Annotated in this window: 17 protein-coding genes; 12 read left to right on the forward strand and 5 right to left on the reverse strand. The window is 75.2% G+C overall.

All coding sequences use genetic code 11. The annotated features are described in order from the left end of the window. Both BLASA_RS00290 and BLASA_RS00295 read left to right on the forward strand, forming a co-directional pair. Positions 1–468 (forward strand): SRPBCC family protein, encoded by a 468-nt coding sequence (locus tag BLASA_RS00290; protein WP_014373985.1) that lies wholly within the window; start codon positions 1–3, stop codon positions 466–468. Positions 469–606: 138 nt separating this feature from the next. Continuing rightward, the gene (locus tag BLASA_RS00295; protein ID WP_014373986.1) at positions 607–882 is read left to right on the forward strand and encodes a GlsB/YeaQ/YmgE family stress response membrane protein; all 276 of its coding nucleotides are present in this window, start codon (positions 607–609) and stop codon (positions 880–882) included. 21 nt (positions 883–903) lie between these two features. Here the strand turns inward: BLASA_RS00295 and BLASA_RS00300 are convergent, their stop codons facing one another. After that, a complete protein-coding gene (locus BLASA_RS00300) occupies positions 904–1,542 on the reverse strand; it encodes an MBL fold metallo-hydrolase (RefSeq protein WP_014373987.1) in 639 nt (212 codons plus the stop codon). Between the two features lie 129 nt (positions 1,543–1,671). Between BLASA_RS00300 and BLASA_RS00305 the strand changes: the two genes are divergently transcribed. Then, positions 1,672–1,887, forward strand: coding sequence for a hypothetical protein (locus tag BLASA_RS00305; protein ID WP_166486423.1), 216 nt, complete (start codon positions 1,672–1,674; stop codon positions 1,885–1,887). 102 nt (positions 1,888–1,989) lie between these two features. Here the strand turns inward: BLASA_RS00305 and BLASA_RS00310 are convergent, their stop codons facing one another. Both BLASA_RS00310 and BLASA_RS26160 read right to left on the reverse strand, forming a co-directional pair. Next, a complete protein-coding gene (locus tag BLASA_RS00310; protein WP_231839517.1) occupies positions 1,990–4,611 on the reverse strand; it encodes a LuxR C-terminal-related transcriptional regulator in 2,622 nt (873 codons plus the stop codon). After that, a complete protein-coding gene (locus BLASA_RS26160) occupies positions 4,608–6,734 on the reverse strand; it encodes an Hsp70 family protein (RefSeq protein WP_014373990.1) in 2,127 nt (708 codons plus the stop codon). Before BLASA_RS26160 ends, BLASA_RS00310 begins: the two co-directional genes overlap by 4 nt. Before the next feature lie 235 nt (positions 6,735–6,969). On the opposite strand from BLASA_RS26160, the gene BLASA_RS23165 reads away from it, so the two are divergent. The 3 genes from BLASA_RS23165 to BLASA_RS00330 all read left to right on the forward strand — a co-directional run bounded on the left by BLASA_RS23165 (position 6,970) and on the right by BLASA_RS00330 (position 12,092). Beyond that, positions 6,970–8,541 (forward strand): IniB N-terminal domain-containing protein, encoded by a 1,572-nt coding sequence (locus BLASA_RS23165; protein ID WP_014373992.1) that lies wholly within the window; start codon positions 6,970–6,972, stop codon positions 8,539–8,541. A gap of 183 nt (positions 8,542–8,724) precedes the next feature. Then, positions 8,725–10,569, forward strand: a complete 1,845-nt coding sequence (locus BLASA_RS00325) for a dynamin family protein (RefSeq protein ID WP_014373993.1) — start codon at positions 8,725–8,727, stop codon at positions 10,567–10,569. Continuing rightward, positions 10,566–12,092: a dynamin family protein gene (locus tag BLASA_RS00330; RefSeq protein ID WP_014373994.1), complete on the forward strand. Its 1,527-nt coding sequence runs from the start codon at positions 10,566–10,568 to the stop codon at positions 12,090–12,092. The genes BLASA_RS00325 and BLASA_RS00330 overlap by 4 nt, the downstream gene beginning before the upstream one ends. Here BLASA_RS00330 and BLASA_RS00335 read toward each other — a convergent pair. Further along, positions 12,060–12,647, reverse strand: a complete 588-nt coding sequence (locus BLASA_RS00335; protein ID WP_014373995.1) for a hypothetical protein — start codon at positions 12,645–12,647, stop codon at positions 12,060–12,062. The genes BLASA_RS00330 and BLASA_RS00335 overlap by 33 nt on opposite strands. A 189-nt stretch (positions 12,648–12,836) precedes the next feature. Between BLASA_RS00335 and BLASA_RS00340 the strand changes: the two genes are divergently transcribed. Then, positions 12,837–14,672: a hypothetical protein gene (locus BLASA_RS00340; RefSeq protein WP_014373996.1), complete on the forward strand. Its 1,836-nt coding sequence runs from the start codon at positions 12,837–12,839 to the stop codon at positions 14,670–14,672. On the opposite strand, the gene BLASA_RS00345 is transcribed toward BLASA_RS00340, so the two are convergent. Further along, positions 14,659–15,504, reverse strand: coding sequence for an enoyl-CoA hydratase-related protein (locus BLASA_RS00345; protein WP_014373997.1), 846 nt, complete (start codon positions 15,502–15,504; stop codon positions 14,659–14,661). The two genes, BLASA_RS00340 and BLASA_RS00345, sit on opposite strands and share 14 nt — an antisense overlap. Before the next feature lie 278 nt (positions 15,505–15,782). Here BLASA_RS00345 and BLASA_RS00350 point away from each other — a divergent pair, with 278 nt between their 5' ends. From BLASA_RS00350 to BLASA_RS00370, 5 genes are all read left to right on the forward strand, one after another. Beyond that, positions 15,783–17,411: a protein kinase domain-containing protein gene (locus tag BLASA_RS00350; protein ID WP_166486424.1), complete on the forward strand. Its 1,629-nt coding sequence runs from the start codon at positions 15,783–15,785 to the stop codon at positions 17,409–17,411. Further along, on the forward strand, positions 17,408–19,762 hold the full coding sequence (locus tag BLASA_RS25675; protein ID WP_014373999.1) for a protein kinase domain-containing protein: 2,355 nt from the start codon (positions 17,408–17,410) through the stop codon (positions 19,760–19,762). The genes BLASA_RS00350 and BLASA_RS25675 overlap by 4 nt, the downstream gene beginning before the upstream one ends. Before the next feature lie 9 nt (positions 19,763–19,771). Then, complete coding sequence (locus BLASA_RS00360; RefSeq protein ID WP_014374000.1) at positions 19,772–21,055, forward strand: competence/damage-inducible protein A; 1,284 nt, start codon at positions 19,772–19,774, stop codon at positions 21,053–21,055. 75 nt (positions 21,056–21,130) lie between these two features. Further along, the gene (locus BLASA_RS00365; RefSeq protein WP_014374001.1) at positions 21,131–22,786 is read left to right on the forward strand and encodes an acyl-CoA dehydrogenase family protein; all 1,656 of its coding nucleotides are present in this window, start codon (positions 21,131–21,133) and stop codon (positions 22,784–22,786) included. A 174-nt stretch (positions 22,787–22,960) separates the two neighbouring features. Beyond that, on the forward strand, positions 22,961–25,018 hold the full coding sequence (locus BLASA_RS00370; RefSeq protein ID WP_014374002.1) for a putative bifunctional diguanylate cyclase/phosphodiesterase: 2,058 nt from the start codon (positions 22,961–22,963) through the stop codon (positions 25,016–25,018). Positions 25,019–25,021 lie beyond the last annotated feature (3 nt).

The following is a 25,021-nucleotide window of genomic DNA, read 5'->3' on the forward strand; positions in this document are numbered from 1 at the left end:
ATGACCACGGCGACCGGCGTCCGCGAGGTCCCCCAGCCCCCGGCCGAGGTGTGGCGGGCGCTGGCGGTGCTCGAGCCGTACTGCGCCGTCTGCGACGTCTCCTACGTCGTCGACCGGGCCGGCTCGGGCCCGCAGGTCGGGACGACGTTCGTCTGCGCCCCCGGCGAGCTCGCCGGCGCTGCGCCCCGGCCGGGGTCCCCGCGCGGGGAGATCCTCGCCTGGGACGAACCCCGGCTGGTGGTCACCCGGCTGGACCTGACCCCGGAGACCTGGACGACGCGGCTCGAGCTGGCCGGGACGTCCGCCGGTGGGACCCAGGTCTCCATCACCGTCACCCACGAGCCGGTGGGTGGCCGGGTCGTCCGTCGGCTGCAGCGGGGCGCGATGCGGCGGCTGGTGCGGCGGACCGTGGACGCGGAACTGGCGAAGGTGCCCGCCCACGTGGCCCGCGCCGCGAATACCGCGTGAACGACGCTGATCACAAGCTCGATCGAGGGAATGACGCATCACTGTAACGCTGCGGGGTACTGGAGCGGGTCGTGCACCGGCGTGGTGCGCCCGGCTTCCTGCCGGAACCGCAGCGCCGGTCGAACGAAGGAGAACGCTGTGTTCGACATTCTCGGTCTCATCGTGATCGGCCTGGTCATCGGCGCGCTCGCCCGGCTGATCCTTCCCGGCAAGCAGTCCATCAGCATCGTCGCGACCCTGCTGCTGGGTGTCCTCGGCGCGGTCATCGGTGGCTTCATCGCCAGCCTGTTCGGCGCCGGCGACATCTTCGAGCTCAACGTCGTGGGTTTCGTGATCGCCGTCGTCGCCGCTCTCGTGCTGGTCGGTGCCTACGCGGGCATGGCGGGCCGGTCGGGCCGCGCCGTCCGGCACTGACCCGGCCGGTCGCCGGGGGAGTCAGAGCTCGACGGTCTCCCCCGGGGCCAGCCGGCCGATCGGGGTCGGGGTCCCCGGGCCCCGTTCCCCGAGCAGCCCGTGGACGACGCCGAGGCCCGTGTCGTTGAGCAGCCCGTCGTGCACCGCGAACGCCTGGTCGGCGTGGACCTCCCGCACGTAGTCGATGACGTCGGCCGTCCGGGACCACGGGGCCTGCAGGGGCAGGAGCAGCGTCGCGACGGGCACCTCGGGCACCGTGAACGCGTCGCCCGGATGGAAGACCAGGCCGTCCACCAGGAAACCGATGTTCGCCACCCGGGGCAGGTCCGGGTGGATCTCCGCGTGCAGCTCCCCGTGCACCCGGACGTCGAAGCCCGCGACCGTGATCGCGTCGCCGTGGCCGACCACGTGCACCCGGTCCCCGGCCCCCTCCAGCAGGGCCGCCACGGACCGGTTGGTCCACACCTCGAGACCCGGATTCCCCTCCAGCGCGGCACGCAGCCGGTCCGGCACCACGTGGTCCGCGTGCTCGTGCGTGACCAGGACCGCGCCGGCGCCCTCGAGCGCGGCCGGGTCGGTGAATGCGCCCGGGTCGATGACCAGACGCCGGTCCCCGTCGGTGAGCACGACGCAGGCGTGCCCGTGCTTGGTGAGCTCCATGACCGCATCCTGGCACCCGGCCGCCACACCGCGCGCCGGATCCCCCGGCGCCGGATCTCCTCCTTCCGGGGGAGATCCGGCGCCGCATCGGTTATCGGGGCCGGCGGTGCTGCCGACGTCCTTCCCATGATGTCCGTGACGACCGTCTTCGCCGCCGCCCGCAGCCGGGCCCACGGCCCGACGGCTGCCCTGTGGCACGCCGTCGAGGTGCACCGGCCGGCGGCCGAGGTGGACGGCGCCTGCGAGCTGACCGTCTGCGGCACGCTGGCCCGGGTCAGCCCCGGCGAGCAGTGGCCGGTGCGCGCCACCGACGTCTGCCCGGCCTGCGTGTCCCTGGCCCGGTGAACGCGTCGCCGGCGACGGCGACCCCTGAACGCCTTGCTGTCGGGTCGGAACCGCCCGCCCGGCGGCAGGTGCACACGTCCCGCGGGGCTGGTCCGGGTCGGTTCAGGCCCCCTCGGCCAATTCCGCCCGCAGCCGGGCCAGCAGATCCGAACGGCTGCTGGCACCGAGCCGCTGACGCATCCGCGAGACGTGGTGCTCGACCGTCTTCGCCGAGATGTAGAGCTGCGCACCGATCTCCCGGTAGGTCAGCCCCTCGACGACCAGTGCGGCGATCTCCCGCTCTCGTGCGCTGAGCACGCCGCCGGGCTCGGCCTGCGCCCGGCCGTGCGGGGCCGCCCCGCCCGTCGACACGTGGCGCGGCTCGTCGTCGCCGGAGAGCACCCGGGCGCACTGCAGCAGGCAGCTCCGGTCGGAGGAATCCGTCGCCCGGGCGGCGGCCTGCCCGGCCAGTCGGGAGCCGTCCCAGGTCAGCCCGATCCCCGCGAGCCGCTCGGCGGCGGTGAGGACCGACACCGCATCGATGTCCCCCACGAGGACCCGCAGCCAGCTGCGTCCCGCGTCGGCGAGCACGGCCGCGTAGAAACTGGTGCGCGCGGCGCTGACCAGTGCGGTGGCGTGCGGCTGCAGCATGGCCGGGTCGGCCATGACGATCGCCGCCTGGGCGCCGCTCCAGTGCAGGGAGGTCGACCACAACGGCGGGTTCCCCAGCCGGGCGAGCAGCGCCTCGGCCTCGGCCAGGTGCGGGGCGAGGCGCGCGGTCTCGCCCAGGCGGGCGGCGGCGACCACCAGCTCCCCCAGGGGCAGCAGCGTGAAGAGGTCGACCGGGTGCCGGACGACGGCCTCCCGCGCCCGGCCCCACGCCCGCAGCAGGGCGGGTAGGTCGCTCGCGCGCCGGGCCAGCCCCACCTCCAGAGCGCGCAGGAAGAGCTCGTCGCGCGGCTCCAGAGGTCCCCGTCCCGACCGGGCCTCGTTCATCCGCTCCACAGCGATGGGCATGCGGCCGCGCAGCATCGCCGTCCAGGCCAGCAGCAGCAGGTGGCGCGACCGGGCGGGCGGCCCGCCGATGTCCGCGGCCAGCGCCCGCTCGAGCACCGACTCCGCGCTGCCCAGCTCACCGGTGTGCAGCGCGACCAGCGCGGCGAGCGCGGACGGGGTGTCCATCAGCAGCGCGGTGCGCCCGACCGGTTCGAGCAGCGTGGCTGCCCGGGTCAGCGTGGAGAGCGCGGTCGTCGCCGCCTCGGCCGTGCTCGGCCCCGGGCGGATCGACTCCAGCACGCCTCGGGCCATCAGCGATTCGCAGCCGGAGACCAGGTGCGGCGACCAGCGTCCGGCCGCACCCTCGGTCGAGGCCAGCTCCGCCTCCGCATCCTCCCGGGCCCCCACCGCGAGCAGTGCCAGCGCCGTCGAGCCGGCCCGCTGCGGTCCGGCCACCCGGTAGAGCTCGGCGGTGCTGGTGAGCAGTCCTCGCTGCGCCAGCACGGCGGCGGTGATGCCGGCGGCCTGGCGGTGGCCGGGAGCCGACTCGTCCCGCAGCGCCGGATCGGCCCACTGCAGCGCGCCGTCGAGGTCTCCGACGAGGGCGGCCGCCAGCGCGCGGCGCACAGCCAGTGGGGCGGCGGGTGCACCGGCGTCCACGGCCTCCGACAGCAGCGCCCCGGCCAGCCCCGGGTCCTCGGCGAGGGCCGCGTCGGCCTGCTCGAGCAGCAGCCGTGCCACCCGCGGTTCCCGCACCCGGTCGGCGGCGAGCGCGCGGGCCAGCTCGACCGGCTCCTCGCCGCGGTCGAGCAGCAGCGTGAAGAGGCGCCGGCGCACCGACCGGGTCACGTCGTGCGGCGTGGTCGACAGCAGGGCGCTGCCGATGGCCGGCACGACCCGCCCGGTGGCGAGCAGCGCACCCGTCGTCTGAACGCGCTGGACGAGGTCGGTGGCGTCCGCGGTGCCCACGAGCTCGGCCAGCAGCTCGGCGTCCAGCGGCGCGCCCGCGGCAAGGGCGTGGAGCACCGCCCGGGTGCACGGATCGAGGTCGGCGAGGGCGGCGCAGATCTGCTCGCTCACCACGCCGGGCGTCTCGGCCATCCCCACCGGTCCGGGAACGGCACCTCGTGGTGCGAGCGCTGCGCCCTGCCGCGCGGCGCCCGCCGCGGCGAGCGCGCGGAGCATGGGCTCCACCAAGGCCGGCAGACCACCGGTCTGGCGCAGCACCGGGTCGACCACCGCCGCAGCCGCCGGGCCGAGGTGGTGCTCCGCGCAGCCGCGGACGACGTCGCGGTCGAGGTGACCGAGCACCACCAGGCGCCGGTCACCCGCCATCGCCTCGATCAGTTCCTGCAGCGCCGGCGGCCGCGGCCACGGGCGGTAAGCCACCACGATCCCGACCAGCGGATGCCGCAGCAGCACCCGCAGCCGGCCGGCGGCGCCGGGGGTGAGCCGGTGTGCGTCGTCCACCAGGACCACCAGCCGGTCGGTCACCTCGCCCGGCTCCGGCGCGGCCTGAGCGTCCACGACCGCCACGCCGGCCCGCCGGTAGAGCCTCACCAGCTCCGCGAGCAACGTGGTCTTGCCGGTGCCCCCGGGACCGAGGACGGCGACGTGGGTGGCACCGTCGCCGGCGACCTGCTCATGCACCACCCGGCGGGCCATCGCCTGGGGGGAGCCGGGCCAGCAGGGGTCCTCCTCGGTCTTGCGCATCGGTGTCGGAACGGGTGTGCGGACGTCGACGCTCATGCCGCGGTTCCCCGGTCGCTCCCGGTGGGCTCGGCCGGCGGGGCCGTCTCCGGCGCCGTTTCCGTCTCCGGCGCCGTCTGCGTTCCCGTCTCCGGCGTGGTGCCGGTCTCCGGCGCGGAGCCGGTGTCCGACCCCGGTCCGGTAGCGCTGGTGGTGGTGGGGGTCGCCGGCGGCGGGGTGCTGGTGGTGGGGGTCGCCGGCTCGGGTGCGCCGGTGGTGGGGGTCGAAGGCGACGGGGTGCTGGCCGGCGGCGGGGTGCTGCTCGGGGGGATGCTGGCCGGTGGAGCGCTGGTGGTGGATGTGCTGGCCGGTGGCGTCGTCCCGGTGGTGGGTGCCGGGCTGGTGGGCGTACCGGGCGCCACGTCTGCCGACGGGCTCGGGCCGGTGGTGGTCTCCGCGGGGGCAGGGCTGCCGGCAACGGTCGCCACGTCGGGGTCCTCGGTGCCGGTACTCCCGCCGGCCGGTCGCCCACCGGACGTGGCACGGACGGGTTCGTCCGCCGGGTCCGCAGCGGCGGGGGCGGCCATCCGCCGCGCCGCCGCCAGGGACGTCCCGGTCACCTGGTCGGCGCCCTCGGCCGCCGCGGTGCCGGGGGTGACGTCACCGGTCTGGTCACCGGCGGCCTCCGCTGCCGCGGCCGGCCACCAGGAGGACGGCCACCCGGCGTTGCGGTCCTCGGCCGCGGCGAGCGCGTCCGCCGTGCCCGTGCCGGCCGTCTCCCGGCTCTGCGGGAGCCCGAAGGCGGCCGGTACCGCCAGGAGCGTCACGAGCACCCCGCCGACGACGACGACCCGGCGGCCACTCCGCCGGCCGGCCGGCGCGACCGGCGATCGGGTGCGCGACGGCCGCGCGGCGGGTGGGCGCCGGACGGCCTGCCGCCGGGGGGCCACCGCGGCGGCCGGATGACCGGTGTCGTCGCCGTCGGATGCGACCGCGGCCGGTTCCCCGTGGTCGCCGTCGGCCGGCTTCGTGCCGCCTCCCGCCCCGGCGCCGGCGACCAGGGCGTCCAGACCCAGCCGTGCGGCGCCGAGGGCGAGGGCCAGCGCAGGGTCCTCGGGCACGAGCAGCGGCCGGCCCAGCTCCGCCGAGAGCAGTTCGGCGACCAGGGGCATCCGCCCGGCCCCGCCGACGAGGAGCACGCCGTCGAGGTCGGTCACCCGGAGCCCGGCGCTCTCGACGGTGCGGCGCAGGGTGTCGACGGTGCTGCGGACGTCATCGGTCAGCAGTTCCTCGAGGTCCTCCCGGACCACCCGGAGCGTCGTCGTCCCGGCGGGCAGGTCGACGTCCAGCCGGACGTGGGTACCGGTGGAGAGCGCCTCCTTGGCCGTCACGCACTGGGCGCGGAGCCCGGCCAGCGCCGCCCGCACCTCAGGTGTCGCCCGCGGTCCGCCGGACAGCGCGGCCACGACGTGGCCGAGGACGGCGTCGTCGACGTCGCGCCCGCCCCACGCGAGCGGAGCGGGCGGCACGGCGACGTGCGCCGGGCCGCCGTTGGTGGCAGCCCGGACGACCGCCGTGTCCAGGGTGCTCGCGCCCAGGTCGTAGACCGCGACGGTGCGGCCGGCGCCGTCTCCGTCCGCGAGCTGGTGACGGGCGGCCGCCACCGCGCCGGACGCCAGGAAGACCGGGCCGGTGGCGTGCTCGGCCAGCGCCTCGGTCAGGGCGGCCTGCCGGTGCGGCCCCCACGAGGGGGGCACGGCGAGGACCGTCCAGGACGTCGGACGGCCCTCCTGCGCCGCTGCGAGGGACTGGACGGCGGCCACCACCGCGGCCACGAGGTCGGCGGCCTGCACCGGGTGCCCCGCCACCAGCAGGGGGACCGGGACGCCGACCCGGGACATCAGGTGGCGGGTGACCGGGGCCGCCGTCCGCGGGCGGGCATCGGCCTGATCGATCAGGCCGATGCCACCGACCGCCGCCAGCCGCACGGCGGCCGCGGCGCACACCGCGTCATCGACCGGCACGGGGGCCGCCGTGCCGTCCGGGTGGCAGACGGCCGCGGTGACCGTCTCGTCACCGATGTCGATGCCGAGCGCATAGGGCTCATCGAAATCCCGGCCCCCCGCCTGACGGCTGCATCCAGCGGTGGCCTCGCGAGTGGAACTCCGTTGTTCACGATGCACCGGGGGAACGTAACTCTGGGCAACCCGATTGGGAGGTGCCTGACGTCTCTTGGGGTGGATGTGACGTGAGGGAGAGGCGACACCCCGATCCCCCTAACGCTCCGTCAGTACCCGATCCCCCCTAGGGGGTCACCGAGTGGGGGGTCGTTCCCCGATGGGCTGCCGACCGCGCGGTGCGTTGACTGCTCCCGGCAGCCGGCCACGACGGACGGCCCGGACCTCAGGAGAAACAGCAATGTCTGACCTCTACACCTCCCTGCTCGACTTCATCCTCGACCTGCTCCGCGACCCGGAGGCGGCCGAGCGGTTCGAGGAGGACCCCGCGGGCGCGCTCGAGGCCGCCGGCCTCGAGGACCTGACCGCGGCCGACGTCGAGGCGATCATGCCGATGGTCGCCGACTTCGCCCCCGTCGCCGTCAGTGCCGGCGCCGGTGGCGGTGGCGGTGGCGGCCACGCCGGCTGGGGCAAGGACGACGACGACCACTACAAGCCGCCGATGAAGGACCACTGCGACGACGACGAGAAGCCGGTCGAGAAGCCGGCGAAGTGCGACGACGAGGAGAAGCCGGCCGAGGGCGGCGGCGGCGGCCACGAGCCCGCCGCGATCGAGCACCTCAAGTACATCTCGCACAGCTACCACTACGAGGTCGACGCGTCGCACAACGTCTGGGGCGACACCTACAAGGTCTTCGGCGAGGACATCGTGCTGAACACCGGTGACCACGCCGTCGTCGCCGGCGATGACATCGAGGACTCGACCGTCGACACCAGCGTCGACAACAGCGACCACTCCATCCACGTGACCGGCGACGGCAACGCCGTCGGCGAGGACAACCACGTCGACAACTCCGACAACTCGGTCGACGTCGACGTGGACGTGCGGGACTCGCTCAACGGCTCGTTCAACGACAAGTCGGACCACTCCACCACCGTCGGCACGGTCGTCAGCGGCAGCAACAACCACGCCTACGTCGACAACAGCCAGGAGTACAAGTTCGAGATCGAGGACGTCTTCATCGGCGACGGAACCACCGTCATCGAGGACTCCACGAACGTCGGCAACACCTACACCGACTCGTTCAACGACAACTCGGACAACTCCGTCCGCATCGAGGACTCGTTCCAGGACAACTCGGTCGACAACTCGGTCAAGATCGACGCCGAGATCGAGGACTCGTTCAACACCGACAACTCGGACAACTCGACGACCATCAGCGACTCCGGGAACGACAACTCGACGCACCTGGACGTGGCCGTCGACGACTCGTTCAACACCGACAACTCGGTGAACGACTCGGGCAACGACAACTCGACGACCGTCAGCGACTCGGGCAACGACAACTCGACGAACGTCAGCGACTCGGGCAACGACAACTCGACGAACGTCGACATCGAGGACTCGTTCCAGGACAACTCCACCGACGTCGACGTCGACGACTCCTTCAACACGGACAACTCGGTCGAGGTCGAGGACTCGTTCAACGACAACTCCGACAACTCGGACAACTCGACGAACACGGAGGTCGAGGTCGAGGACTCGTTCAACGACAACTCCGACAACTCGACGAACACCGAGGTCGACGTCGACGACTCGTTCAACGACAACTCCGACAACTCGACGAACACCGAGGTCGACGTCGAGCTCGAGGACTCGTTCAACGACAACTCCACGGAGATCGAGGACTCGTTCCAGGACAACTCCACCGAGGTCGACGTCGAGGTCGAGGACTCCTTCCAGGACAACGACCTGGTGGACGACTCCGGCAACAACAACGACCTGTCCACGACTCTCGAGGGCGCCGCCTGAGAGTCGGTCCCCAGACCGGATGGGAACGACCCGGTGGCGGTGGTGGACCGCGCGCCGCCACCGGGTGATCCGTCCCGAGCCCGGCCCCCTCTCGCCCTCCCGGGCAGGATCGGGGCCGGGCTCGGGCCTGTGCGGGGGTCGATCTCCTGGTGTGATGTCGGCAGGCACGTCGGAAGGGGCACCGTGGCAACGCCGCTCGAGTTGATCGACCGGGCCCGCGCCCTCGCGGAGACGGGTGGCCGGGCCGACCTGGAGCGCCGGCTGGCCCTGGTCCGCGAGCGGGTCGGGGCGGCCAGCGTCCGGGTGCTCGTCGTCGGGGAGCCCAAGCAGGGCAAGAGCCAGCTGGTCAACGCGCTCGTCGGGGCGCCGGTCTGCCCGGTGGCCGACGATGTCGCCACCGTCGTCCCCACGGTGATCCGCGAGGGTGTGGCACCCCGGGCGGTGCTGGTGCACAGCGTGGCGGCCGGTGGCACGGCCGACGGCCGAGCGGTGCCCGCGGCAGAGGGGCCGGTCGAGCGCACCCCCGTACCGATCGAGTCGCTCTCGGCGCGCACCACCCGCGGTGCGGACGCCGGCGACGGCCGGCACCTCGTCCGGGCCGAGGTGGAGCTGCCCCGCCGGTTCCTGGCCGGGGGCCTGGAGCTCGTGGACACCGCAGGGGTCGGGGGCATCGGGACCGGCCACTCCCTGCAGACCGTCGACCTGCTGCCCAGCGCCTCCGCGGTGCTCGTGGTGTCCGATGCGTCGCAGGAGTACACCGGCCCGGAGATGGCCTTCATCCGCCAGGCCGAGGCGCTGTGCCCCACCGTGGTGTTCGCGGTGACGAAGACCGACGTGCACCCGTCGTGGCGGTCGATCGTCGAGCTGGACCGGGCGCACCTCCGTCGGCAGGGGATCGAGGCGCCGCTGTTCCCGGTCTCGGCGTCCCTCGGCATCCTCGCGGTGCAGCAGAAGGACGCCGAGCTGCACGCCGAGTCAGGGCTGGCGCCGCTGGCCGAGCACCTGCGCCGGGAAGTCCTCGGCCGGGCCGAGGCGCTGCGCCAGCGGTCGACGGTGCACGACCTCCGCTCGGTCACCGAGCAGCTGGCGCTGTCCCTGCGCGCCGAGCTCGCCGCGCTCGAGGACCCGGCCGGCAACGACGCCCTGGTGGAGGAGCTGACCCAGGCCCGCGCCCGGGTCGAGGAGCTGCGTCGCCGGTCGTCGCGCTGGCAGCAGATGCTCGGCGACGGCGTCACCGACCTGATGGCCGACATCGACTACGACCTGCGGGACCGCTCCCGGGTGCTCATCCGCGAGGCGGAGGAGGCCATCGACGCCCGCGACCCGGGGCCGGTCTGGGCCGAGTTCACCGAGTGGCTCGACGAGCGGCTGGCCACCGCGGTGACCGACAGCTACGTGTGGGCCGGGCAGCGGTCGGAGTACCTGGCCGAGCAGGTGGTCGAGCAGTTCGCCCGCGACGGCGGCGTCGTCGCTCCCGAGCTGGACATCGGGTCGCCCGCGGAGGCGCTCGGCGCCCTGGTCGACGTCGCGAGCATGGACGACGGCTTCCTCCCGATGCGGGAACGGCTGCTCATCGGCCTCCGCGGCTCCTACACCGGCGTGCTGATGACCGGGCTGGTCACCAGCCTGGCCGGGCTCGCCGTCATCAACCCGCTCTCGCTGGCCGTCGGCGTCGTCCTGGGCCGCAAGGCCTACCAGGACGACAAGGTCGCCCGGCGGCAGCGGCGGCAGAGCGAGGCCAAGCAGATCGTCCGGCGGCACCTCGACGAGGTGGTCTTCCAGGTCGGCAAGCAGCTGAAGGACCAGCTGCGCCTGGTTCAGCGGACCCTGCGCGACCTGATCACCGACACCGTCGACGAGCTCTCCCGCACGCTCGGCGACGCCCTCGCCGCGGCGCAGCGGTCGACGAAGGCCGCCACGGCCGAGCGCACCGCCCGGATCCGGGCGGTGCGGACCCAGCTCGAGGTGCTGGACCGGTTCGCCAAGGAGATCGCCCGGCTCGAGGCGGCACCGGCGGCCCTGCGGTGACCGCCCCGCCGGACGGCGTGCAGGCCACCACGCTCGTCGACGAGGTCCGCCTGCTGCTCGACGAGGCCCTCGACGCCTACCGCGACGACCCGGACGCGCTCCCGGTCCTCCGGGCGCAGCGCGAGCGGTTGGACGAGCCGTTGCGCATCGCGCTGGTCGGCCGGGTGAAGGCCGGGAAGTCGACGCTGCTCAACGCCCTGGTCGGGGAACGGCTGGCGCCGACCGACGCCGGCGAGTGCACCCGGGTCGTCACCTGGTACCGCCACGGCTCCGTGCCGCGGGTCGCGCTGCACCCGGTGGACGGTCCGCGGCGGGTGCTGCCGGTCCGGCGGGCCGACGGTGCGCTGCGGCTGGACCTCGCCGGGACGCCACCGGAGGACGTCGAGCGCCTCGTGGTCGACTGGCCCACCGCGGGGCTCGCCGTGGCGACGCTGCTGGACACCCCCGGCATCTCGTCGCTGGACGTCGGCATCAGCGCCCGTGCGTGGGAGCTCCTGGCCCGCGACGAGCTGCCGGTCGCCGACGCGGTCGTCTTCCTCACCCGGCAGATGCAGCCCGAGGACCTCGACTTCCTGGCCCGCTTCCAGGAGGCGACCGGTGGGTCCGGGGTGCACACGACGACGATCACCGTGCTGTCCCGGGCCGACGAGGTGGGCGCCGGCCGGGTGGACGCGCTGCTGGCCGCGCAGAAGGTGGCCCGCCGGATGTCCGGGGACCCCGCCGTGCGGGCGCTCAGCCAGGCGGTCGTCCCGGTGGCCGGCCTGGTCGGGCTCGCCGGCCGGATGCTCCGGCACCGGGAGTTCGTGGCCCTCCGGAGCCTCGCCGTGGCAGAGCGGGCCGACCTCGAGGCGATGCTGCTGAGCGCCGACCGGTTCTGCCGCGACGACGCACCGGTCCCCGTCTCGAGGGAGCTGCGCGCCACGCTGCTCGAACGGCTCGGCTTCTTCGGCATCCGGCTGGCGGTGGCGCTGATCCGCACCGGGGTCTCCGACGCCGGGGAGCTGGGCGACCAGCTGGTCCGCCGCAGCGGTCTGGCGGAGCTGCAGCGGCTGCTCATCGTCCACTTCCTCCGGCGCAGCGCCGCGCTCCGGGCGGCGACCGCCGTCCGCCTGATCGAGCGCCTGCTCCGCCAGCGGCCGGTCGCGGACACCGGCCCGCTGAGGGCGCGGGTCGAGCGGCTGCAGATCGGCTCCCAGGAGTTCGTGGAGCTCGAGCTGCTGGCGCGCTCCCGGGCCGTCGACGGGCCGATCCCGCCCGAGTTCCGGGCGGAGGCCGAACGCCTCCTCGGCGCCGAGGGGCCGGACCCGGCCGATCGGCTCGGCCTCGCGGCGGACGCTCCGCCGGAGGAGCTGCGTGCCGCCGCGCTGGCTGCCCTCGACCGCTGGCGGGCGCGCGCCGCCGACCCGCTGGCCGGGCGGCCCGCCGTGGACGCCTACGCGGTCCTGGCCCGGTCCTGCGAGGCGGCGGTGGCGACGCTCGACGCCGCCGGCTCAGGGTCGCGGGCCGCGCAACCAGCTCCGTGACGACCCGACGAACAGGGTCACCAGGGCGACGACGACGAGCGCCGCCTGGACCAGGAACGACAGCTCGTCGACCGTGGTCCCCCCGGCGACCAGGCTGAGCACGAGGGGGAGCAGGAACAGCGTCAGCACCCCGGCGACGGCGAGCACCCAGCGCATGCCGGGCGTGCGCCGCAGCGCGAGCACCAGGCAGAGGGCGGCCACGACGACCAACCCGGCGGCGGTACCGAGCATGCCGTCGACCGTCACGGTCACCCCGGTCTCGAGGACGTCGGGGGCCAGGGCCGGGTCGGTCTCCAGCGCCGCCTCGGTGACCCGCGCCCGGATGGTGTCCCGGTTGACCAGGGCGGTGGCGAGACCCAAAGCTCCGGCCGCGAAGCTGCCCGCCCAGCACCAGGCCGAGGCCCGCAGTGCGGCCGGGCGCCGCCCGTCGGCCGGCGTGTCCGGGGGCGGCGGCGCGGGGCTGAACGCCGGCCGCGGTGGTGGCCGGCGGGGGAGCCGGTCACCGGGTGCCCCGGCAGGGCCGGGGGGCACCGGCGGGCTGGACGGATCGGACACGGAACCTCCTCGACGGGCGCCTGCGGTCCAGCGTGGGGTACGGCCGGTGCCTTGTCACGGGCCGCCGCGACGCGCCTGCGGCCCAGCGGGGGGTACGGCCGGTGGCCGGCTCAGCTCCCGGTCGGTTCGGCAGCAAGGTGAGATCTGCTGTGCGTAAGCCTTGTCAGTGGTATCGGGCAGTCTGCGGCCATGTCCTCCTCACGCCCGCGGCTGCCGACCCATGTGGTCGCGCCACCGTCGGGCGTCAGCGTCGGCAGCAGGCTGCGGGTGACCGACTGGGAGCAGCAGTTGTTGGCTGCGGTCGGCACGCATCTGTCCCGGGCGCGGGCTACGGACCTGGCCGCGGCGCAGCGGCGGGAGCGGGCCAACGACCGGCAGAAGGCGCTCTCGGCGCGGTTCGGCATCCACTCCCGGTACGCGGGCAGCATCTGTGTGGACAACGACGCCGCCGCACGCGCTGTGAAGGAGCAGCTGTGGGCACACCAGCAGCGACTGCAGGCCGCCTTTCGGCATGTGGAAGCGCGCACCGCGCTGCCCAGCAGAGCGGCCTGCTGCGGCTGCGGAAAGCGCCGCTGCCACCGGTGCGGGGGCGGCTATGTCACGGAGAACGAGCGAGTGATGAAGCGCCGCCGACTCGACGTCCTGCGCGCCGAGCTCGCCGAGGTGCAGCGCCGCCGGTCCGAGGGCCGGTACGGGGCGTGCCTGGGCGGCAAGCGGCTGGCCACCACCCGCCACCACCTGAACCAGGCCGGCCTGACCGAGCGGCAGTGGCAGCAGCTCTGGCTCCGGCGGCGTGCGTGGTTCGGCTGCGTCGGCAACGCCGGCGTTCTGGGTGGCAATCCGTGCCTGAGCCTGCGGCAGGACGCTCCGGACCGACCCGGTGAGTGGTTCCTGACCGTGTCGGCGCCCGGACCGGTGCGGGCCCGGTTCGGGTGTGGCAGCCAGGTCCGGCTCACCCACCCGGTGCCGCTGCACCACCGGCGCGAAGAGCTGGAGGAGCGGCTGTCCGCCCGCCGCGCCGTCCGGCTCGACGTCGACTTCACCATCGACCGGCGCGGCCGGGGTCGGGTGATGCTGCGCGTGGCGTGGGTGCGGCGAGCGCAGCCGGCGCTGACGCTGCAGCAGGCCCGGCTCGGCGGCCTGGTCGGAGTGGATCTGAACGCCAATCACCTCGCCACCGCGAGGCTCGACCAGGACGGCAACCCGATCGGGCGGCCAATCCGCATCCCCCTCGATCTCGACGACCTACCGACGACCACGCGGGACGCACGGCTGCGCGAGGCGATCACCGCCCTGCTCGACTTCGCCGCAACGACCGGGGCACAGGCGGTCGCGGTCGAGGAACTCGGCTTCACCGACGAAACCACCCGGGAGAAGCACGGCCGCAACCGGCGGTTCCGCCGGCTGCTGTCCGGCTTCCCCACCCTGGCGTTCCGCCGCCGGCTGGCCGCGATGGCCGCCACCGCCGGGCTCGCGGTCATCAGCGTCGATCCGCGCTACACCAGCAAGGTCGGCGGGCGGGACTGGCAGCGAGTGCTCACCGGCGGCCCTACGGCCCCACTCACCTCACAGACGAGCGTGACTCGGCACCACGGTGCCGCGGTCGCGATCGGCCGACGCGCCCTCGCGCACGGCCTCACGGCCGGACCCCGCGGTCCGGAGCGCCGATCCGCACCCCACCAGCGCCGCCGCCCGGACACCCGTCCGGCCGGCCGCGGGGATGGAAGCACGAGCAGCCGGTCTGCTCCGGTGCGGGCACCCGGCGCGCCCGCGAGGCCGACCCCGCGCGACCGCGCCGGCGCACGAGCTGCCCGCCGCACCCCGGCGGCCGTCTCGGCGCCCGCCCCACCCCCCTTCGGTGGGCGCGGACCCGGTGAGACAGGCCGCCGGGCGGGCAGAACGCCGCGCATAGGTTCCGCGGCGCCACAGCCCCACCGGGCTGACGGCACAACGCCAGCAGGGCGTGACGGCTGCGCGACTTCCGCACATCCATCACACCCTGCTGCCGAACCTAGCTCCCGGTGAACCGCGGTGCGCGCTTGGCGAGGAAGGCCTCGACCGCCTCCCGGTGGTCGGCGCTCTGCCCGACCTCGGCCTGCAGCCGCGCCTCGAGCGCGAGGGTCTGCTCCAGCGAGTCGGTCGCCGCGGTGGCCAGCACCGTCTTGACCGCCCGGTAGGCCGCGGTCGGGCCCGCCGCCAGCCGGACGGCGAGCTCGCGGGCCTCGGCGAGGACCTGCTCGGGCGCCACCACCCGGTGCACCAGTCCCCATTCCGCGGCCGACTCGGCCAGGAACGGATCGGGCATCAGCAGCAGCTGCGCCGCGCGGGAGCCGCCCACGCTGTGCACCAGGCGCGCGGCCAGCGCCGAGTCGCTGGACAGCCCGATCCCGGTGAACGCCGTGGTGAACTTGGACCCAGCCGCGGCCACGCGCAGGTCGCCGGCCAGCGCGATGCCCAGCCCGGCCCCCGCGCAGGCCCCGTTGATGGCGACGACGACCGGTACCCGCAGCCCGGCCAGCGCCAGCACCAGCGGGTTGTACTCCCGCTCCACCACCGACAGCGGGGCGTCGTCCCCGTCCGCGCCACCGCTCTGCAGCTTCTCCAGGTGCTCCGCCAGGTCCTGGCCGACGCAGAAGGCGCGGCCGGTACCGGTCAGCAGCACCGCCCGGACCGAGTCGTCGGCCGCCACCTCCTCCACCGCGGCCCGCAGATCGCGACGCAGGGCAGAGGTCAGGCCGGCGCGGAGGAGGGTGAGGGTGGCGACGCCGTCGGCGTCCTCCCGGGTCACGGTGTCGGACATCGTCGCCCCGCCTTCCGGCTCGGTGGTGCGCCGCGGGTCCGCGGCGTCGACGGTCACCTTGCCAGGTCCGCGGGGAGACCAGCACCGTCCCCTGCCCCACCGGTGGCCGGGCGCGGGCGGGTGGTGCTACGCGCACCCTCCGTAGTCGACGCGCCGCAGCGGTGGTGCTGCCGTGACCCCTGTTCGGGTGGAGATCGGTGGGTCCGGGACAATGCACCCCTCCGGCGATGTGTAGGTCGCGGCCGGAGCGGACATGGAGAGCCGGGCAGAGGTGCGCCCTTGGTCGGTCATGCGGCGGCCTGAGCGCAGGGCCGGGCAGACGAGGAGTGACCACCGTGGTGGAACCAGGGCGCAGGTGCCTGGGAGACCGCTACGAGCTGGACCGGCTCATCGCCGCCGGCGGCATGGGCCAGGTCTGGCGGGCGGTCGACGCCGCCCTGCACCGCCCGGTCGCCGTGAAGATCCTCCGCAGCGAGTACACCGGTGATCCGACCTTCGTCGCCCGCTTCCGGGCCGAGGCCCAGCACGCCGCCGCGCTCAGCCACCCGCACATCGCGGCGGTGTTCGACTACGGCGAGGAGACCGCCGGGAACGGGTCGGGGGAGACGCTCGCCTACCTGGTGATGGAGCTGGTGGAGGGGGAGCCGCTGTCGGCTCTCCTGCGACGCGAGGGCGCGCTCGACCCCGAGACCACCCTGTCGGTGCTGCACCAGACGGCGGCGGCACTGGCCGAGGCGCACCTGGTCGGGATGGTCCACCGGGACGTGAAGCCGGGGAACATCCTGGTGCGGCCCGACGGCACCGTGAAGATCACCGACTTCGGCATCGCCTGGTCCGCCCGCAGCGTGGCGCTCACCCGCACCGGGCAGGTCATCGGCACGCCGCAGTACCTCTCCCCCGAGCAGGCGGAGGGCCGGCACGCGACCCCTGCCAGCGACGTCTACGCCCTCGGGCTCATCGGCTACGAGTGCCTCACCGGCCACCCGGCGTTCGAGGGCGACAACGCGGTCACCATCGCGCTCAAGCAGATCCGCGAGGAGCCGGAGCCGCTGCCCGCGGAGCTGCCCTCCGACGTGCGCACGCTCATCGGCCGGGCGCTGGTGAAGGACCCGGGTGCGCGGATCCCCGACGGGGCCGGCTTCGCCGCGGCGATCGCCGACGTGCAGGAGGGCCGCGAGCCCGCACCGGGCGGAGCGGCGCAGGCACGTCGGCCGGGGGGCTCCTGGCGGCCGGCCGGATCGCGTCCCGCCCGGGCGGCGGTCGAGCGCGGTGTGGCGCGTCCGCCGGTCGCCCGCCGGCGGAGCCGGCTCACGGTGGTCCTGATGCCGCTGCTCGGGCTGCTGGCCGGCGCCGGCATCACCGCCGCGGCGCTGCAGTCGCTCAGCCAGGAGACGCCCTCGTCCACCGCTGCGGCGGCCGAGGAACGCACCAGCGGGACCATCGTGCTCGCATCCGAGGACTACGTGGGCCAGCCCGTGGGAGAGGTGGCCGAGCGGCTGGCCGCGCTCGGGCTCACGGTGGCCGTCCGTGCCGAGGTGCGCGACGACGTCGTGCCCGACCGGGTCATCAGCGTCGTGCCCGCGGACCGGCCGCTGCGCAGCGGTGACCGCGTCGTCGTCCACTACGCCGCCGCCCAGCACCGGGAGGAACCCCGCCGGGGGACGGCGGTGACCGGGGCGGCCGTCGACCGGGTGGCGCCACCCAGTACGCAGCCCACCGAACCGCCCGCGCCGTCGACCACCACGCCGCCGGCTCCCACCGCGCCGACGACCACGGCGCCGGCCACGACCCCGAGCCTCCCGGCCAGCACCTCCGCGCCGACGTCCACCTCGTCCGCACCGTCGACGACGAGCTCGACCTCTACCCCGACCGAGACCTCGACCCCGACGTCGACGTCCACGGCGTCGGAGACGGCCTCGAGCCCGAGCACCACGACTGCGACGACGCAACCCCCGGCGCCGTGACGTCGCGGCGTCAGCCGGCGGCCACCCGGCTGCTCGACGGTCGCTACGAGCTGCTCTCCCTGGTCGCGACCGGCGGGATGGGCCGGGTGTGGCGGGCTCGCGACATCGTCCTGCAGCGCCCGGTGGCTGCGAAGGTGCTGCGCAGCGAGTACACCGGCGACGCCACCTTCCTCGCCCGGTTCCGGGCGGAGGCCCAGCACACCGCTCTGCTGACCCACCGCAACATCGCCGCACTGTTCGACTACGGCGAGACGTCGGCCGCCGACGGCGAGCAGCTGGCCTACCTCGTGATGGAGCTGGTCGAAGGGAAGTCGCTGGCCCAGCTGCTGGCCCGCGAGGGACGGCTCGGTGTCGACCGCACCCTGGACGTCCTGCGGCAGGCCGCCTCGGGTCTGGCCGCGGCACATGCCGCCGGGCTGGTGCACCGGGACGTGAAGCCGGGGAACGTCCTGGTCGGCTCCGACGGCACGGTGAAGCTCACCGACTTCGGCATCGCCTGGTCCGCGGCCAGCGCGCCGCTCACCCAGACCGGGCAGGTGGTGGGTACCGCCCACTACCTGTCACCCGAGCAGGCTGCGGGCGGCAAGGCCGGTCCGGCCAGCGATGTCTACGCCCTCGGCATGATCGGCTTCGAGTGCCTGGCCGGGCACCGCGCGTTCGACGGGGAGAACTCGGTGCAGATCGCCCTGCGCCAGCTGCGCGAGCCACCACCTCCGCTACCGGCCGACGTCCCCGAGCAGGTCCGCACGCTGGTCGACCGGGCGCTGGTGAAGGAGCCGGCCGAGCGGTTCGCCGACGGGGCCGCCTTCCGGGACGCCGTCGAAGACGTCCTGGCGGGGCGCCCGCTGCCCCCGGTCGTCCCCCGCGGCGGCACCCGGCCCCTGGCCGTCGTTCCGCCGCCGCACCCCGTCCGGCGCCGGCTCCTGGTGACCCTCACCGCGCTGCTGGTCGGCGCCGGGCTGGGCGTAGCCGCGCTCCAGCTGGGGGCGGACGCGCCGGCCGGACCGGACTCGGGGACGACGGAGGCGACCGAGTCGGTCCTGCTCGCGATCGCCGACTACCGCGGGCGGCTGGTGGCCGAGGTGGCAGACGAGCTCGCGACCGCCGGCCTGGGCGTCGATCTGGTGGGCGAGGAGAGCTCCGCGGTGCCGGCCGACCACGTGCTGCGGGTGAACCCGGTCGGAACGGTCCCCCGGGGGACGGTGGTGACCGTCACCTATGCCGTTCCGCCGCCCGAGCCGGAGCCCGAGCCCGAGCCCGAGCCGCAGCCGGCCCCGGCGCCCGCCCCCGTGGCGCCCCCGACGGTGGACGGGGGCGCGCCCGCCCCGGTGCCGGTGGGCGACGGCGGCCCGGGGAACGGGAACGGCAACGCCGGTAACCCGGGGGACGGCAACGGGAACGGGCTCGACGACGTTCCCGGGAACGGGAACGGCGCGGCCAACGGGGACGGCAACGGCAACGGCCGGGGGCGGGGGGCGGGGCAGGACGTAGCCGGGAGCGGCGCTCAGTCGTCCTCGCGGCCGGTGGCGAGCCAGACTGCCCCGCCCAGGGCGCCCAGCGCGGCGGTGTGCAAAAACCCCCGGTCGGTGTCGGCGTCGGGCAGCACGACGAGCACCCAGAAGACGGCCAGACCGGTGAGACCGCCGGCGGCGACCCGCCAGGCGACCTGCCGGTCGAGCCGCCGGCCCCCGGGCAGGAGTGCGGCGGAGACCGCCAGCCCGAGCAGGACGCAGACGGTGGCGAACAGGGACCAGAGCGGCAACGCCGACCAGAACGACTCGGCGCCGAAGCCCAGGAACAGCCCGCACTGCAGCAGCACCAGCGACAACAGCACCAGGCCGGCGCCGGCGAGGGCGCTGCGGTCGCGGGGTGCCCGCTCCCGCGACGCGGTCTCCTCGCCCGGCGCTGCGGCCCCGGACTCGAGCGTCTCCGGCCACGACGGGCCGGCCGACCGCGGGGGAGCGGACCCGGCACCGGGCAGCCCGGGGACGAAGTCGACCGGCCCGGTGGGCTGCGCGGCGGGGGGCGTGTCCGGCTGCGCAGGGGCCGTACCCGGCTGCCCGGTGGCCGCGGGCGGAGGGACGGGCGCCGACGGCGGCGGGAGCTGCTGGATCGTCGTGCGCGCCGAGGCCGGCGCGGCCGACGGGATCTCCTGCGTCGTGGGCTCCGCCGGGCCGGTACCCGGAGCGGGCGGCGAGGGGTCGGACGGCGTGCTCACGGCGGCCTCCTGGCGGACTCCGGGGGCTCCCCCGGTCGGTGCTGTTCCCCGGCACGGTAGCGGCGCTGCGGCGGTTCGGGAGGGTGCCACCCGGGTCGGCGCCCGGTCTGCCCCGCCCGACCGGCACCCCTAGGGTCGGGACGTGGTCACGCGCGCGGGCATCGTCGTCACCGGGACCGAGGTGCTCACCGGCCGGGTGGCCGACCGCAACGGCCCCTGGCTGGCCGAGCAGCTGCGGGGGCTCGGCGTCGACGTCGGGCACGTGGTGGTGGTCGGCGACCGACCCGACGACCTCCGGTCGGCGCTGTCCTTCCTGGTCGGGACCGGCGCGGACCTGGTGATCACCACCGGGGGGCTCGGCCCCACGGCCGACGACCTCACCGCGCAGGTGGTGGGTGAGTTCCAGGGGCGCCCCTCCGCGGTGGACCCGGAGCTGGAACAGCGGGTGGCACAGGTCGTGGCGCGGCTGATGGCCCGCCGCGGCTGGCGGGCCGACGCGGCGGCGACGGCGGCCGGGGTGCGCAAGCAGGCCCTGGTGCCCGACGGCGCCACGGTCCTGGAGCCCGTCGGCACCGCCCCCGGCCTCGTCGTGCCCCCGGCGGCCGACCGCACCGGCCCGCCGGTGGTGGTGCTGCCCGGGCCTCCCGCGGAGCTGCGTGGGATGTGGCCGGCGGCCGTGGCGGCGGCACCCGCCCGGGCCGCCTTGGCGGGCGCCGCGGAGCTGCGGCAGGAGACCCTCCGGCTCTGGGGCACGCTCGAGGCGCAGCTGGCCGCGACCCTGCGGGAGCTCGAGCCCGGGCTGGCCGGTCTGGAGATCACCACCTGCCTGCGCGAGGGCGAGCTGGAGGTCGTCACCCGGTTCCCCGCGGATGCGCAGGTGGTCTACGACCGGTTCGCCGCGGACCTCGCCGAGCGGTACGCCGGCACCCTCTTCTCCACCGGCCCCGGCCTCGACGAGCTCGTCGGCGCGGCCCTGGCCGAGCGGGGGCTGCGGGTCGCGACCGGCGAGTCCTGCACCGGCGGGCTGCTGGCGGCGCGGCTCACCGAGCGGCCGGGCTCCTCCACGTCCGTGTTCGGTGGGGTGGTCGCCTACGCGAACAGCGCCAAGGAGCAGCTCCTGGGCGTGCCGGCCGCCGTCCTCGCCGAGCACGGCGCGGTCAGCGCCGAGGTGGCCCGCGCCCTCGCCGACGGCGCGCGCGGCCGGTTCGGTGCCGACATCGGCGTGGGGATCACCGGCGTCGCCGGACCTGGCGGGGGCAGCGCGGAGAAGCCGGTGGGCACGGTGCACCTGTGCGTCGTCGGGCCGGACGGCGCGAGCTCCCGGGCGCTGGCCCTGCCCGGCTCCCGGTCCACCGTGCGGAACCGGTCCGTCACGATGGCGATGCACCTGCTGCGCGAGCTGCTCCTGGGCGGCCCGCCCGCCTGAGCTCCGCGGCGGCCGGGACGGGATGTGGTCGCGGTGCCGTCCGGAGGACGGCGCCGTCATGGCTACGGTGCACCCATGACGGCCACCCACGAGGTCACCAACCAGGTCCCGCCGTTAACCGGGCACGACCCGATCGCCGGTGACACCGCGCTGACCGAAGCCTGCCTCCGGCACGCCGACCCGGCTGTGCTGGCGTCGCTGGAGGGGCTCGGCCGGCTCGCCGGGAGCGAGCAGGCGCAGGAGTGGGGCCGGCTGGTCAACGAGAACCCGCCGAAGCTGCGCACGCACGACCGGTACGGCCACCGGATCGACGAGGTCGAGTTCCACCCCGCCTGGCACGAGCTGATGCGGACGGCGATGGAGCACGGGCTCGGCGGCGCCCCGTGGGCCGATCAGCCCACCCACCCCACCGCCCCGGGCCGGTCCGCCGGGGACCGGCACGCGCACGTCCGGCGCGCCGTCGGCTACCTCGGCTGGACGCAGGTCGAGATGGGCCACGGCTGCCCGGTCACCATGACCTACGCCGTCGTGCCCGCCCTCCGCCGGGCGCCGGAGCTCGCCGCCCGGTACGAGGCCGGCCTCACCGCAGGCGCGTACGAGTTCGGGCTGACCGAGCCCACCGCCAAGCGGGGCCTGGTGGCCGGCATGGGCATGACCGAGAAGCAGGGCGGGTCCGACGTCCGGGCCAACGCCACGCGGGCGGTCGCGCGACCCGACGGCAGTTACGCCCTCACCGGGCACAAGTGGTTCACCTCCGCGCCGATGAGCGATCTCTTCCTCGTGCTCGCCCAGCTGGAGGAGGGGGTGTCCTGCTTCGCGGTGCCGCGGGTGCTGCCCGACGGCAGCCGCAACGTGTTCCGGCTGCAGCGGCTCAAGGACAAGCTCGGCGACCGGTCGAACGCCTCCAGCGAGGTGGAGTTCGACGGCACGACCGGCTGGCTGGTGGGGGAGCCCGGGCGGGGCGTGCCGGCGATCATCGAGATGGTCAACATGACCCGGCTGGACTGCGTGCTCGGTTCCGCTGCGACGGTGCGCGCGGCGCTCACCCAGGCGATCCACCACGCCCGGCACCGGCGGGCCTTCGGTTCCCTGCTCGCCGACCAGCCGCTCATGCAGAACGTGCTGGCCGACCTGGCCGTGGAGAGCGAGGCGGCCACGGCGCTCGGTGTGCGCCTGGCCGCGGCCGTGGACGACGGCGAGGAGGCCTTCCTGCGGCTGGCGGGTGCCGCGGCCAAGTACTGGGTCTGCAAGCGCACGCCCGGCGTCGTCGCCGAGGCCATGGAGGTGCTGGGCGGCAACGGCTACGTGGAGGAGTCGGGGCTGCCGCGGCTCTACCGGCAGGCGCCGCTGAACTCCATCTGGGAGGGCTCGGGCAACGTGATCGCCCTCGACGTGCTGCGGGCGCTCGGGCGGTCGGAGGAGTCGCTGGCGGCCGTCACCGCCGAGATCGAGCTGGCCCGGGGTGCCGACCGGCGGTTCGACGACGCGGTCAAGCGCCTCTCCGCCGAGCTCGGGGACCGCGACGGGCTGCCGTTCCGGGCCCGGCGGATCGCCGGTCTGCTCGCCCTCTGCCTGCAGGGCTCGCTGCTGCTCCGGCACGCTCCTGCGGCCGTGTCCGACGCCTTCTGCGCCTCTCGCCTGGGCGGAGACGCCGGCACGGTGCTCGGCACTCTCCCGGCGGGCACCGACGTCGCCGGGATCGTCGGGCGATCTGGCCTCGTCCGTCGCTGAGGAGGGACCCGAACTACTACCCTGAGGGACGGTCCACGTGCTGCCTGTCGAACATCACGGGTGGTCCGTGCCCGTCGTCCGTGCGTGCGGACGGACGATCAGTGGACGAGAGCGGGCAGTGTGCAACCAGGCGACGACCGGCCCTCAGGGGTGCGGACCGACCCGTTGAGCAGCGTGCCCGACGCCGTCTACCGCCTGGACCAGCACGGCTGCTTCGCCTACCTCAACGCGTCCGCGGAACGGCTGCTGGGCCACTCCGCCGACGAGCTGCTCGGCCGTAACGCCGGCGAGGCCTTCCCGGGGCTGCGCGGGTCGCTGGCCGAGGACCAGTACCGCCAGGTGCTCGAGGACGGCCGGCCGCGGGAGTTCCAGTTCCTCTACGAGCCCCAGGGTCGCTGGTACGAGGTCCGGATCTTCCCCGATGCCGCCGGGGCGGCCGTGCTCTTCCGCGACGTCGACCTCCGGTACCGGCGGGACCTGGAGCGGGACGCCCAGGTGCGTCAGCTGACCGCGGTGCTCGAGGCGCTGCCCTCCCCGACCGTCCTCGTCGGCCGGGACGGCCGGATCCTCTCGACCAACGCGGCCTGGATCCGCGCCGCCGACACGTTGCCCGAGGTCGTGCTGCCCGGCCGGGTGGGCGAGGACTACCTGATGGTCATGTCGCGGGGCCTGGAGCCGCAGGTGCATGCCGCCCTGGACAGCGGCCTGCATGCGCTGCTCGACGGCAGCGAGCCCTCCGGCGACGGCACGTTCCGCTGGAACTACTCGCGCGCCACCCGCGCCGGCATCGGCTGGTTCCAGCTCCAGGCCACGCGGGTCGACGGCGAGGGGCGGGTGGTCATCACCCACACCGACATCACCGACCAGGTGCGGGCGCAGGAGCAGCTGCTGTGGCGGGCGCAGCACGATGACCTGACCGGGCTGCCCAACCGGTCCCGGCTGCTCGAGCTCACCGGTGAGGCGCTCGCCGCCGACCACCGGGCGGGGGTGGCGCTGCTGGTCCTGGACCTCGACGGCTTCAAGACCGTCAACGACTCCCTCGGGCACCAGATCGGTGACGAGCTGCTCCGGCTGGTGGGCGGCCGGGTCTCCGAGCAGATCCGGCCCGGTGACGCGGTGGCGCGGCTGGGGGCGGACCAGTTCGTCGTCCTCGCGCACGGCTGCGACGCCTCCGAGGCCGCCGCGCTGGCGTTCCGGCTGCAGACGGCGTTCGGCCGGCCCTTCGCGGTCGGGGAGATCTCCGTGCCGGTCAGCGCCAGCATCGGCGTGGCGGTGGCGCGGCCGGAGGTCCGCGACGCCCACCACCTGCTCAGCGACGCCGATGCCGCGATGTTCGCCGCCAAGAGCTCCGGCCGGGACCGGGTGCACCTGTTCTCCCCGGCGCTGCGCGAGGCGGCCCGCTGGCGGCTGGAGGTGGCCACCCGGCTCCGCGGTGACGCCATCGACCAGCTCGTCGTGCACTACCAGCCCGTCATCCGGCTGGACACCGGCCAGGTCGAGGGCGTGGAGGCCCTGGTGCGCTGGCAGCACCCCGAGCGGGGCCTCCTCCCACCGGACACGTTCCTCGCCGTGGCCGAGGAGACCGGCCAGATCATCCCGATCACCCGCTGGCTGCTGCGGGAGACCACCCTCAAGGCGGCCGCGTGGGCGGCTCAGGGCCTGAACCTGCGGATGTCGGTGAACGTCAGCGCCCGGCACTTCTCCACCGAGACGCTCGTGCGCGACGTCCGGGTGGCCCTGCAGCACTCCGGGCTGCCGGCCGACCAGCTCATCCTCGAGCTGACCGAGACCAGCGTCGCCGAGGACCCCACCCGTGCCGAGGACCAGCTGAACCTGCTGCGCGGATTCGGTGTCCGGGTGGCGATCGACGACTTCGGCACCGGGTGGTCGTCGCTGGCCCAGCTGTTCTCGCTGCCCATCGGCACGCTGAAGATCGACCGCTCGCTGCTCGCCGCGGCCGAGCGGGTGGCCGCCGGCGAGACCGGCGCGGTGCTCACGGCGATCGTCGGGCTCACCCGGACGCTGGGCATCCGCTCGGTGGCCGAGGGCGTCGAGACGGTGGAGCACCTGCGAATGGTGCAGGCGGCCGGGTGCGACCTGGCCCAGGGCTGGCTGCTGGGCCACCCCATGCCGGCCGAGCGCGTGCCGGAGTGGCTCCGCGAGGTGCGGCAGGCCGGCGGCGACGTCTGCGCGCTGGCGGCCGGCGGGCGGGCCGTTCCCGCCGCGAGGTGAGCG

This window comes from Blastococcus saxobsidens DD2, from assembly GCF_000284015.1.
Lineage (GTDB): Bacteria > Actinomycetota > Actinomycetes > Mycobacteriales > Geodermatophilaceae > Blastococcus > Blastococcus saxobsidens_A.